10 protein-coding genes are annotated in these 12,537 nt (G+C 65.5%); 4 read left to right on the plus strand and 6 right to left on the minus strand.

The window, feature by feature from the left end:
- Complete coding sequence (locus IHE49_RS02670) at positions 1-489, plus strand: type IV pilin protein (protein WP_192154649.1); 489 nt, start codon at positions 1-3, stop codon at positions 487-489.
- Positions 490-492: 3 nt separating this feature from the next.
- Here the strand turns inward: IHE49_RS02670 and IHE49_RS02675 are convergent, their stop codons facing one another.
- Together IHE49_RS02675 and IHE49_RS02680 are read right to left on the minus strand one after the other, a co-directional pair.
- A complete protein-coding gene (locus tag IHE49_RS02675) occupies positions 493-1,170 on the minus strand; it encodes a Fe2+-dependent dioxygenase (protein WP_192154651.1) in 678 nt (225 codons plus the stop codon).
- Positions 1,171-1,381: 211 nt separating this feature from the next.
- Positions 1,382-3,724, minus strand: a complete 2,343-nt coding sequence (locus IHE49_RS02680; protein WP_192154655.1) for a catecholate siderophore receptor Fiu — start codon at positions 3,722-3,724, stop codon at positions 1,382-1,384.
- Between the two features lie 230 nt (positions 3,725-3,954).
- On the opposite strand from IHE49_RS02680, the gene panE reads away from it, so the two are divergent.
- The gene (gene panE / locus IHE49_RS02685; protein WP_192154657.1) at positions 3,955-4,881 is read left to right on the plus strand and encodes a 2-dehydropantoate 2-reductase; all 927 of its coding nucleotides are present in this window, start codon (positions 3,955-3,957) and stop codon (positions 4,879-4,881) included.
- A 118-nt stretch (positions 4,882-4,999) separates the two neighbouring features.
- Here the strand turns inward: panE and IHE49_RS02690 are convergent, their stop codons facing one another.
- The 4 genes from IHE49_RS02690 to IHE49_RS02705 form a co-directional block, all read right to left on the minus strand.
- Positions 5,000-7,132: a M13 family metallopeptidase gene (locus tag IHE49_RS02690; protein WP_192154659.1), complete on the minus strand. Its 2,133-nt coding sequence runs from the start codon at positions 7,130-7,132 to the stop codon at positions 5,000-5,002.
- A gap of 126 nt (positions 7,133-7,258) precedes the next feature.
- Positions 7,259-9,058, minus strand: a complete 1,800-nt coding sequence (locus IHE49_RS02695) for a M14 family metallopeptidase (RefSeq protein ID WP_192154660.1) — start codon at positions 9,056-9,058, stop codon at positions 7,259-7,261.
- Between the two features lie 108 nt (positions 9,059-9,166).
- Positions 9,167-9,829, minus strand: coding sequence for a DUF502 domain-containing protein (locus IHE49_RS02700; protein WP_192154661.1), 663 nt, complete (start codon positions 9,827-9,829; stop codon positions 9,167-9,169).
- A 44-nt stretch (positions 9,830-9,873) separates the two neighbouring features.
- Positions 9,874-10,929, minus strand: a complete 1,056-nt coding sequence (locus IHE49_RS02705; protein ID WP_192154662.1) for a tellurite resistance/C4-dicarboxylate transporter family protein — start codon at positions 10,927-10,929, stop codon at positions 9,874-9,876.
- A gap of 125 nt (positions 10,930-11,054) precedes the next feature.
- On the opposite strand from IHE49_RS02705, the gene IHE49_RS02710 reads away from it, so the two are divergent.
- Complete coding sequence (locus tag IHE49_RS02710; RefSeq protein ID WP_192154664.1) at positions 11,055-11,576, plus strand: sigma-70 family RNA polymerase sigma factor; 522 nt, start codon at positions 11,055-11,057, stop codon at positions 11,574-11,576.
- Positions 11,577-11,578: 2 nt separating this feature from the next.
- On the plus strand, positions 11,579-12,244 hold the full coding sequence (locus IHE49_RS02715; protein WP_192154666.1) for a hypothetical protein: 666 nt from the start codon (positions 11,579-11,581) through the stop codon (positions 12,242-12,244).
- Positions 12,245-12,537 lie beyond the last annotated feature (293 nt).

The raw sequence follows: 12,537 nt of genomic DNA on the forward strand, positions 1-12,537 counted from the left end.
ATGAGTATCGAGCATTTGTCCAAATCACAACGCGCCGCTTTCGGTTTCAGTCTTTTGGAATTGATGATTGTGGTAGCGATCCTCGCGATCCTTGCGGCGATCGCGATCCCCTCGTACCAGAACTATGTGGTCAAGACTAATCGCTCGGCGGCCGAGGGTTGCATGTCCCAGTACGCGAACTACATGGAACGGTTCTATACCACCAATCTGCGCTATGACCTGATACCTCCCAGTTCGGGAACCGCGGCCGGCACGCCAAATCCTGTCACTGGCACAACGCCAACGTTGACACTGGATTGCGCAACTACCGCGCAGACTGGCAGCAACTACGCTTATACCGTCCCGGCAGTTTCGACAACGGGCTATACCATCCAGGCCACGCCGATCAATGCACAGCTCACGCGCGATACACAGTGCGGTACGCTGAAATTGAACCAGATTGGTACGCGTCAAAGTGCCGCTACTGCGGCCCAATGCTGGGGCGGCTGAAGCTCAGTTCTCCGCCCATTGCCTTAGCAGGTTGTGATACGTACCGGTAAGTTGCAGCACGGCGTCGCGGTCCGCACCGGTGGCGACGAGGCGCTGGATCGAAGCATCCAGCTCGAACAGCAGACGACGGCGACCGTCGTCGCGCACCAGGCTTTGCACCCAGAAGAATGCGGCGATGCGTGCGCCGCGTGTCACCGGTTGCACGCGGTGCAGGCTGCTCGCGGGGTAGATGATGGCGTCGCCGGCAGGAAGCTTCACCTCGTGCTCGCCGTAGGTATCGCTGACGATCAGTTCGCCGCCGTCGTACTTGTCCGGTTCGCTGAGGAACAGCGTGCAGGAGATGTCGCTGCGCAACTGCTCGCCGTTGGGCAGCGCCATTACCGAGCCGTCGACGTGCATGCCGTATTCGCCGCCGCCCTCGTAGCGGTTGAAGCGTGGCGACAGCGTGCGCAGGGGCAGGGTGGCGGCGTGGTAGAGCGGATGCTTCGCCAGCGCGGTGAGCACCGTTTCGCCCAGTTGCCTGCGCAGCGGCGAGGCGTCGGGCAATTGCACGTTGTGTTTCACCTGCGCGCCCTGCGCTCCTACGGTTTCACGGCCGTCGGTCCATTCGGCAGTATCCAGCGCAGTGCGCAGCTGTTTGAGCTGTTCGCGGTCGAGGATGTCGGGGATGTGCAGCAGCATGGGGATGTTTCTCGACGTAGGCTGCCGGATGGCCAGGATTCGTTCGTGCCGAGCGTAGCTTGCGCTGGCAGGCAAAGTCGAAGCGTCACGTGTGCCAGGATCCCTCGACTTCCCTGCTGCACTGAGTGTGGCCATCCATGGCAACTCTCTGCGCCGCGCCCTCGGTGCTACGCCCAGGGCAAACGGTTGCAGCGGTTAAGCCGCTTCTTCATCAGAAGTGGAAGTTCGCCGTCAGCATGCCCGAACGCGGCGTGCCCGGGATATAGCGGTAGCCACTCTTGTTGATTGCCGCGACATAGGTCTTGTCGAGCAGGTTGTAGAGATTGAGCTGCAGGTCGAAGTGCCGGTTGATGGTGTAGGTGGCCATGGCGTCGAACACCCAGTACGACTTGGCGTACTGCGGCGTGCCGATGGCGCTGTCGGCGCCGCGCTGCATCTCGCCGGAGTAGCGCGCACCGCCGCCGATGGTGAGGCCGAACGGCAGGCGGTAGGTGGTCCAGCTGGTGAAGGCGCTCTTGGGCGTATAGGCCAGTGCGTTGCTGCCATCGACGGCGGGCGCCGAGGTGCTGGTGGCGCTGCTGACGCCTCCATTGCTGAGGCTGGTGTGCATGCTGGTGAAGCCGGCATTGACTGCCCAGTTCGTGGTGATCTGGCCGACCGCGGTGATTTCCACGCCCTGCACGCGCTTCTGGCCGATCTGGTAGTACAGCAGGGTGGTGGGGTCCTGCTCCAGGTCATTGCTGACGGTGGTGCGATAGAGCGCGGTGGTCAGCAGCAGGCGTTCGTCGAACAGGTTCCACTTGGTGCCCACTTCGGCGGTGCGCGCCCGTTCCGGTTCGAGCATGGGGTTGTCCGCGCTGTTGACGGAGCTGCTCAGGGAGAGGCTGTCGCCGCCGGGCGGTTGTGCGGAGGTGGATAGTGCTGCGTAGACGCTGCCGTTTGTCGCCGGCTTGTAGATCAGCGCGAGCTGCCAGCTGGTGAGGTTGCCGGACGTATCGGCAGCGAGGCCGGGCACGATGGTGCCGGTAGCCAGCTTGCCGCAGACTGGCGCGTTTTTGCCGCCGCAGGCGACGGTGCTGTCGAAGTCGGTGTCGTAGTGGTCGAGACGCGCGCCGGCATTGACCTGCCATTGCTCGCCGAACTTCAGCGTGTCGAACAGGTAGGCGGCTGCCGTGTTGGTCCTGCCGCTGGTCCAGCCGCCGTTGGGGCCATAGAGCAGCGCGGTGCCGACATCGGGATCCGGATCGTACAGATTGGCCGCGGGCCAGGTGCTGCCGTTGAGCGCGGCGAGCGTGGTGGTGTTGAGCTTCTCCTGGCTCAGTTCGATGCCGGTGCTGAGGCTGTGGCTGATCGCGCCCGTATCGAAGTTGGCGGCGAGGTTGAGCTGGTTGGCGACGATGCGGTTGATCTGGTCCTCGAAATTCGGATTGCTGCGCGCCAGCGTCCAGGTGGACGGATCGGCCGGGTTTGGCGTCAACAGATTGGCGGCGGTGGCCGTGAACGAGGTGAGCAGATAGTTCTCCTGCGTGCGGCCCCAGCGCAGGGTGTCGTGCAGCGTCACGTTGTCCGAGAAGTCGTGCTGCAGGATCGCGGTGAACATGTTCTCGACGACATGATCATGATCCTGGTCGGTGCCGTAGAAGTTGCTGGGATCGACAGCCGGCGCACTGGCGATGAACGGGCGCGTGGGATCGGGCGAGGAGTAGCCGGGCAGGCCGACGGTAGGCACGCCGCCATCGGGCACGTTGTCCTGCTTCACGTGCAAGAAATCGAGGTACACGCGCGTGGACGTGTTCAGCCCCAGGGCCAGCGAGGGCGCCACGCCCCAGCGATCGTTCTCCACGTCGTGGCGGCCGGGCACGCCGCTGTTCTGGTCGAGCACGTTGAGGCGGAAGGCGGCGCCGTTGCCGATCTGCTGGTTCCAGTCGGCGGTGGCGCGTTTCTGGTCATAGCTGCCGTAGGACACCGAACCGGACGCGGCATCCTTCAGCGTAGGCTGCTTGGTCACCATGTTGATGGCGCCGGAAGGTGCGGTACGGCCGTATTCCGTGCTGTCCGGGCCTTTGGTCACCTCGATCTGCTCGATGTTGAACACGTCGCGGGAGATGGTGTTCAGGTCGCGCACGCCATCCACGAAGATGCTGCTGGTGGTGTTGAAGCCACGCATGTAGACGGCGTCGCCGGTATTGGTGGAGCCGTTCTCGCCCAGGAAGAACGTGCCCACGCCAGGCGTGTTGCGCAGCGCTTCGGTGAGTGTGGTGGCGCCTTGTTGCTGGATCAGGTCCTTGCTGATGACCTGGATGGTTTGCGGCGTGTCCACCAGCGGCTGGGTGAACTTGGGCGAGGAGAGTTGCGCGGTGGTGGTGGTGCCTTCCACCGTGACGCCTTGCAGGTGTTTGGCCTGGGAAGTTTGCGCATCGGTGGTGGGCGACGAGGCGTCGGTCGCCATGGCGGGCAAGGCCAGCGCAAGGCCGGTCGCCAGCGTGGCGGCGGTGAGCGGAGAGGCGGCAACGCGGCGCGCCACGGGATGCTTGCGGCTCTTGACGAAATCCATCGGTGAAACGCTCCACGGCAGTTCGGAACAGGGGGCGCAGGGTGGTGCTGCCTTCGCATGTCGCGATGGCGCGGTTGCCCCGTGCGGATCGGCGGCGAGGTTAATTCAAACAAGAATGATTCGCAATAAATGCGTGCGCGATTCAGGCGCGCAACGGATCTCGGGCGGCTCGGCAGCGGCGAATCGTGGCGCTACGCTTGAACGGACTTAGTCACAAGGAAACCAGAGCAATGCGCATCCTGATCGTGGGCGCCGGCGCCACCGGCGGCTATTTCGGCGGCCGCTTGCTGCAGGCAGGGCAGGACGTGACCTTTCTGGTGCGCGAGCGGCGAGCGGCGATGCTCGCGCAGCATGGCCTGCGCATCCGCAGCGCGACGGGCGATGCGGACATGGCAGCGCCGCCCACGGTCACCGTGGCCACGCTGCGCGCGCCATTCGACCTCGTCCTGTTGAGCTGCAAAGCCTGGGATTTGCCGCAGGCTATGGAGGACATCGTGCCCGCCATGGGCGAACAGAGCACAGTGCTGCCCGTGCTCAACGGCATGCGTCAGCTCGATCTGCTCGATGCGCGCTTCGGCGCCGCCCGCGTGCTGGGTGGGCAATGCGCCATTGCCGCCACGCTGGACGACGACGGCACCGTGCGCCATCTCAACCGCACCCACAGCCTCGGCTTCGGCGAGCGCGACGGCAGCGATTCGGAGCGCGTGCGACGCATCGCGCAGGCGATGGCAGGCGCGAACTTCGACGCGCGCGCCAGCCGTCATGCCGTGCAGGACATGTGGGACAAATGGGTGTTCCTCGCCGCCCTTGCCGGCATCACCTGCCTGATGCGCGCGCCGGTTGGCGACATCGTGGCCGCGACAGGCGGTCGCGAGGCCACGCTGGCCCTGCTCGACGACTGCCGCCGCATCGCCGTCGCCTGTGGCCACGAGCCAGGCGCGGCGGTGATCGAACGCGCCCACGGCCTGTTGACCGAGGCCGGTTCCACGTTCAGCGCCTCGATGCTGCGCGACCTCGAGCACGGCAGTCGCGTCGAAGCAGACCACGTGCTCGGCGATCTGCTGGCGCGTGGCGAAGCCCATGGCGTGGCCACGCCGCTATTGCGCCTCGCGTACGCACATTTGAAGGCTTACGAAGCGCGCAGGGCGCGCAGTTGAGGCGGCTGCCGTTGCATGGTTGAGGAGTGCATGCAGCGCGCATAAAAAAGCGCCGCGCTTGTGCGCGGCGCTTGAAAGTGCACGAACCGCGACGACAAGCGCCGCGGTTCGGAGGGTGTCACCAGATCTTCACCTGCTTGTCGCCCGAACGCACCATCGCATCGCCTGGCTTGCACTGGAAGGCAGTGGCGAAGGCAGTCATGTCCGACGGCGAAGCGATCGCGCGGATCGCGATCGGCGAGTGCGGATCGGTGTTGAGGCGCAGCTCGGCCGCCTTCTCGCGCATGCTGCCGCGCCACACGCGCGCCCAGTTGAGGAAGAAGCGCTGGTCCTGGGTGTAGCCGTCGATCTTCTGGTCGGCCTCGGACGGGTCCTTCTTCAGCGCGGTCTGCAGCGCCTCGTAGGCGATGTTGAGGCCGCCCAGGTCGGCGATGTTCTCGCCCAGGGTCAGCTTGCCGTTGACGTGCAGGTCCGGCTTGTCCTTGATCGGCGCGTAGCCGTCGTACTGGTCCACCAGCGCCTTGGTGCGCTCGTCGAACTGCTTCTTGTCCTGCGGCGTCCACCAGTCCTTCTTGTTGCCGTCGCCGTCGAACTGGCTGCCCTGGTCGTCGAAGCCGTGGCTGGATTCGTGGCCGATCACCGCGCCGATGCCGCCGTAGTTGATCGCGTCGTCGCCCTTCGCATAGAAGAACGGCGCCTGCAGGATCGCGGCCGGGAAGTTGATGGTGTTGGTGCTGGGGTCGTAGTAGGCGTTGACCGTCTGCGGGGTCATGCCCCATTCCTTGCGGTCGGTCTTCTTGCCGATGTGCGAGAGGTCGTACTGGTAGTTGTACTTCTGCGCCGCCTGCAGGTTGGCGTACCAGTTGTCCTGGCTGATGGTGAGGCCGGACCAGTCGCGCCACTCGCCCTGATCGGGATAGCCGATCTTGGGCAGGAACTTGTTCCACTTGTCGACGGCCTTGGCCTTGGTGGTGTCGCTCATCCAGTCCAGGTGCTCGATGCGGTTCTTCAGCGCGTCGCGCACGTTGGTGACGAGTTCCTCGGCACGCTGCTTGGCTTCCGGCGTGAAGTACTTGGCCACGTACAGCTCGCCCAGACCCATGCCCATCGCACCGTTGACGTCGCCCAGCACCTGCTTCCAGCGCGCTTTCTGCTCGGGCGTGCCGGACAGGGTCTTGCCGTAGAAGTCGAACTTGTTGTCGCGGAAGGTCTTGGACAGCGCATTGGAGGCGTCGTCGATGGTGTGGAAGCGCAGGTAGGCCTGCCACTCGGACACCGGCGCGCCGGTCAGCAGCTTGTCGAACTCGGCGAAGAACTTCGGCTGCGACAGCGAGAAGCCGTTGTCGATGGTCACGCCCTGGGCCTTGAAGAACTGTTCCCAGCTGAAGTGCGGGGTGACCTTGTCGGCGTCCTTGACGCTGACGAAGTGGTATTGGTTGTCGAGGTCGCGCATCTCGGTGGGCGCCAGCGAGGCGCCGGCCAGCGCCGTCTCGAACTTCATCACCGCGTCGGCCTGCTGCTTGGCGTCGGCCTCGGCCACGCCGGCCAGTTCGAGCGTCTTGGCGATATAGGCGACGTACGCAGTGCGCAGATCCTTGTACTCGGGCTTGAAGTAGTAGTCCTTGGTGGGCAGGCCCAGGCCGCCCTGGTTCGCGAAGCCTATCTGCTGGGTGGCGTCCTTGAAGTCCGCGCCGGAGCCGAAGCTGAACACCTGGCCGTCGCCATCGGCGGCGTCCTGGTTGAGGAAGTTCACGATGTCGGCGGTGTTCTTCAGGCCGTCGATGGCGGCGAGCTTGGGCTTGACCGGGTCGAAGCCGGCCTTCTCGATCGCGGCGTCGTCCATGCCCGACTTGTACAGCCAGCCGATCTTCTGCTCGACCGAGCCGGCCTTGGCGCTGTCGGCGCCCTTGGCGGCGTCCTCGACCAGCTGGTGCTGGTCGTCCAGGCTCTTTGCGTACAGTTGGACAAAGGATCCCCACATGGGGTAGTCCGACGGGATCGGGTTGGCGGCGACCCACTTCGCGTTGACGAAGCTGTTGAAGTCCGTGCAGGCCTCGGTGCTCGCGCCCAGTTCGCTGACGTCGAACACGCTGGTCGGTGCGGCGGCTGCAGCGGTGGTGGCGGCAGGGGCAGGGGCGGTGGCCGCCTTGGCCGGTGCCGGTGCGGCGGCCTGCTCGCTCTTGCCGCAGCCGGTCAGCGCCAACGCGACAGCGGCTGCCAGCGCCAGGGGCTTCAGGAATTGCTGGGTCATGGACTTCCCTCTCTTTCGTGTGTGGTGCCGCCGTGGCGGCGTCTGCGTGTGCTGGCCGGGCCTCGGTGGTTACCCCCTCCGACCATGACCGCCCACGCTAGGTCGTTCGTCATGGTCGGCACAGTGTCAAAGGTCAGGGGTGGGGCTGGCAATGGGCAGCTGCCGGAGCCCGGCCGCGTCCAGCCGCAGCACCGGATAAGCCCCCACGTCCTGCACCGCATACCACGGCGAATGGCGGAAGAAGAAATCCAGCCGCGCGTAACTGTTGGCGGCGAAAGCCGGGTCGTCGTGCAGCTTCTTGTCGAACGCAGCTTTCAGTGCCGGGTCCTTCGCCAGCATGTCGCGCGCCAGCCTTTCCAGCACCCGCGGTTCGCCGTATTCCTTGGCTTCGAAGATGGCGTCGAGATAGCCCCACTGCAGCAGGGAGTCGGGGGCTTGCGGTTCCAGCAGTTCGATGGCCACGTTGGCGGCCCGTTGATCCATGGGGACGACCACCGAGCCGGGCGGCAGGGTGACGGTGCGCTGCACGCTGGCGAGCTTGAAGTCGCGCAGCATCAGGTGGCCCTCGAAAGGCTTCGTCGCCCATTTCGGATCCTCCAACTGGTAGCCCTCGGCGGTGATCGTCATGGCGTGGTCGAGGCGCCGATAGCGGATGCCGTGCGCATCGAGCCTGTCGATGATCGTCGTCCACTGCGCGGGCACCACGTAGGCGGCGGGTGGCGTGACGGAAAGGTCGGGCAGCAGCCCGTTCCAGTTCGGTATGTCGTAGGTTTTCGGTGTGTGCGGGTCGTATTGGATCCAGGTGCCGCCGGAGATGTCGCTGCGGGTCAACGTATATGCGTAGCCTTTCAGCTCGTAGGGCGTCGAAACCGGGTCGGGCTTGAAGGTGAGCGGCACGCTGGCATGCGCATCGTGTGCGCGGGCGATGGTGTCGGCATCGGCCTTGGCGGTGGCTTCGAGCAGCGCGGCAGGATGCGCGTCGATATCGGCCAGCATCAGTTCGATCAGGTCGTATGCCGCCTGCACGCGTACCGCGTAGGGTTTGAGCATGTGCGTTTCGATCAGCAGCGCGGGCCGGTTTTGCAGCGCCGCATAGCCGGTGGAGAAGCGCGGACCGGAGCCGAAATTCTCGATGCCCTTGGTGGGATCAGCGCCGTCCTTGAACTCCAGGTAGATCGAGGCGAGATGGCCGCGCCTGTCGTACGCAGGCATCACGGTGTCGGTAAGGTGCTTCTGCCAATCCGCGAGCACGGGAGCCAGCTTGTGCGGATCCTCGGTGTACCAGGTGAGGTCGTACTGGTAGTCCGCACCGTCGGTGGTGTGCACATCCACCAAGAAGTCCGGCAGCCATACCTGCCACAGCTTCAGCCATGCGCGCATTTCCGGCGCGTCGGCCTTTATGTAGTCGCGGTTGAGGTTGAGGTATTGCGACTGGCCGCGGAAGCCCATGCTCTGCGGGCCGTTCTGGTTGATGCGGTTGTACGGCGAGCTGTGTTCGTGGCCGTCCACGCTGAACACCGGTATATAGACCAGCACCGAGTGGTCGAGCAGGCGCGGGTACTTGCCGGTGACGGCGAAGTCGCGCAGCAGCATCAGTCCGGCGTCCTTGCCCTCGATCTCGCCGGGATGGATGCCGGCCTGCACCAGCACGACGGGCTTGTGCGCCGCACGCGCGGCCTCTGGCGTGAACGTGCCGTTGCCGCTGGCGATCACCACCGTCATCGGCCGGCCTTCCGGCGTGGTGCCGAAGGTTTCCAGTCTGATCTTGCCGGGCGCGGCGTGTTGCAGCCGTTCGAGGTACGCCAGCGTGTCGGCGTAGCTCGGCGTGGTGCGGAAGTGCGCGGCTTCGGCGGGCGTGGTCCAGTCGGTGGCGTGCGCGCCGGTGGCGGCGAACGCGAGCAGGGCGAGCAATGACCATTTGGGCATGTGGATTTCCCCCAGTCGGGTGGTTTGCGCAGGAGCGCACCCTGTGCGCGATTGCTTTGTGCTCCGAACGAAGCGAAAGGCAATCGCGCACAGGGTGCGCTCCTGCAGTCAGGGTGCGTGGTCGGGCAGGCGCTGTGGCGCCGGCAGGCTGTCCGGTGCCACTGCGCCGCCGGAGATGATGAAGGCCATCGCCTGGTCCATCGTCCAATCGGTGGGCGTGAGTTCGCTCATCGGCACCAGTTCCAGGTAGCCGCCGGTGGGATTGGGCGTGGTGGGGATGTACACCGCCGCCATCTCGCGGCCGGTGCCTTCCTCGATCAGTGTGCGGGTGACGAAGCCCACCACCTTCATGCCCGGCCGCGGGAAATCCACCAGCACCACGCGCTGCGTGCCTCCGGGTTTGTTCTGCAGTACCGCGGTCAGCTTCTTGGTGCCGCCGTAGATCGTCTGCACCAGCGGTATGCGCTGCAGCAGGGCGTCGAAGGCATCGAGCAGGCGCCGGCCGATCACGCGGTTCGCCAGCCAACCCACGGTGTACAGGCCGCCCAGCGTCAGCAGCAGGGCGAGCACGAACACCAGGCCGCTCTTGTTGAGCGTATCGGCGGCGTGTGGAGCGACCAGCCTCAGCGTTTCCGTCAGCGCTGCCACCATGGGGGCGCCGATGCCAGCCAGCAGGCCCAGCACGAACTTGAACACCAGCACCGTGACCCACAGCGGCAGGAAGGTGAGCAGACCAGTGATCAGGTAGCGTTTGACTCGAAGCGGGGGCATGGCGATGCACAGGTGAAGAGGGAGGGCCCATTGTAGGGAACGACTCAGTGTTGCGCGTGCGTGCCATGCCGCAGTCCCTTGCGGTACAGCCGGCGCAGGCCGATCAGCGCCACCAGCAGCCACAACGCGAGGCTCGCGTACACGCCGGCGGCGGGGATCGCCAGCAGGAAGTCGGCGTGCAGTGCCTGTGCCAGTTCGAACGTACCCACGGTGTACATGCCGATCGGGAACACGATGTCCCAATCATCCGTCTCGTAGCGCAGCGGCACGTGGCGCCACACGTGCCGCCACACCTCCAGGATCACCAGCAGCGGAATCCACCAGGTGGCGGTGGCCCAGAAGAACAGCGTGAAACCCTTCACGAACGGCAGCAGCTCGGTCAGCGCGCCGCGCGCTGGCGCGTGGATCACGATCAGGCTGCCGGCGAGCGTGGTGACGGCCAGCGCGCCCATGTCGATCCAGTACGGCGGGGTGAACTCGCGCGCGCGCAGCGGGAAGAACACCATGCGGTACACCACCAGGGTGATGATCAGCAGATACAGTGCCGCGCCCAGCATGTACAGGCTCAGCGCCATGAACTGGAGGCGATCAGGGTCGGCTCGGTTGGCCGCGACCAGGGTCAAGAGTGCCGACAACGCCTGGGTGGACACCACCGCCACCAGCCAGCCGCCATTGATGCTGCGGGTGAAGCCGGGCTTGAAGCGCGCGGTGATGGTGGCGGCGAAGAACAGATAGATCAGCACGAGCCACAGCGCCGCGCCGGCCACCGACAGTACTGCCGCCAGCATGGGCAGCGGACGGACCAGCACGCACTGGCTGCCCAGCACGCAGGTGGCTGCGGCCAAGGTGAGGAAGCCGGCTCCGCGCGAAGGATCGGTGAAGTCTGCCACCACTTCGTGGCGGAAGCGCGCCAGCCGCAGCAGGCTCAGCGCCAGCAGCCACGCATAGGTCAGCAGGTTGAGCACGAACAGCGCCTGCGCCAGCCGCGGCAGGCCGTGCTGGCTGGCGTCCACCGACACGATGCCGGTGGCCATCACCAGCGCAAAGCAGCCCGGGTCGAGCCGGCGCACGCGGATCAACAGGTTTTCAGCCAGTGCCATGCGGTTCTCCGCAAGCCCATTGCGGCGATTATGCGAGCCGCTGGCGTCATCGCCGGGTGACGCACTGTGATTTTTTCCGTGCCCGTGCGAATCATGCTGGCAACGACGGGGATGCGTGGACGGACATGGGCGGCAAGGCAGACCAGCAACGTTTCGAGGCACTGTGGCGCGAACACCGGGGCATCGTGTTCAAGGTGGCCGGCGTCTACGCACGGGGTGCCGAAGAGCGGCTCGACCTGGCGCAGGAGATCGGCGCGCAGCTGTGGCGATCCTTCGCGGCTTTCGACGAGCGGCGCGCGAAGTTCAGCACCTGGCTATACCGCATCGCACTGAACGTGGCGATCTCGCACCTGCGCCGCGCCGGCGGCGAGGCTGTGCGCTTCGAGCCGTTGGACGATGCGCATCTGGAAACCATCGCGGGCGAACCGGCCGTGGAGCCGGACGAACGTCTCGACGCGCTGTACGCCTTCATCGGCGAGCTGGATGCGCTCAACCGCGCGCTGATCCTGCTGTACCTGGAAGACCGGAGCTACGCCGAAATCGCCGAAGTGCTCGGCATCAGCGCCACCAACGTGGCCACCAAGATCAATCGCATCAAGACCCGGCTGCGCGGCCGGATGACCGCCGCGGCCACCACCGGAGCATGACCATGGAACTCGACGAGATGAAGCTTGCGTGGCAGACGCTGGGCCGGCAACTGGAACGGCAGAACGCGTTGAACGAACAGTTGTTCCGCCAGGGACAGGCCGATCGCCTGCGCCGCCACCTGCGGCCGCTGGTGTGGGGGCAGTCGCTGCAGATCGCGCTGGGTATCGTGCTGATGCTGTGGGGCATCAGTTTCTGGTCGACGCATGTGGGCCTGTGGCAGGCGATGGCCTGCGGCATCGCCATGCAGGTATTCGGCACGCTGGCGCTGATCTTTCCGGCGCGGCTGCTCTCGATGCAGCAAGGCGTTGATTACGCCGCGCCGGTGCTGGAGATCCAGCGCCGCTTGGTGCAGATGCGCGCATGGCGGGTGAAGGTGGAGGCGCCGGTGTTCGCCGTGCTGGGCAGCGTGATCTGGATTCCTGCGATGCTGATGCTGATCCAGTACGACTGGGATCGGATGGGCCATCCCGACTGGTGGTGGCGTGCTCCCGGCCTGGCGACATGGATGCTGCTGAGCGGAGCCGTTTCGCTGGGTGTGGTCGCGCTGGCCTATGTGATATTGCGCAGGCTCGGCCATCGCCGCTGGCTGGAGAACAACTTCGCCGGCAACGCCATCGTGAAGGCCGAATCAGCGTTGCAGGAGATCGCGCGATTCGAGCGGGAGTGAGGCGTGCGACCCGTGACGCGTCATCGCCTGCGCAATCGACAGGCCGACTCGCACGAAACGAGCGCCTCGTAGGCGGCGTCCAGTTCCACCCGCGAATCGCGGGGAAGGTAACCGATGTGCTCACTAGGGCTGCGCACGATGTCGACAGGAGTCTCGGGACGCTTCGTGGAAGCAGCGGGGGCGATAGGCGAGTTCGTGGTGTCCATGGGCTTCGTCGAGGTGATGTTGACGACGATGGACGTTAGCTCTCGCAACCGACGAGGTAATCGGGCGCGATGGACAAATGGACGGTC

The sequence above is a fragment of the Rhodanobacter sp. 7MK24 genome (assembly GCF_014842995.1).
GTDB lineage: Bacteria > Pseudomonadota > Gammaproteobacteria > Xanthomonadales > Rhodanobacteraceae > Rhodanobacter_A.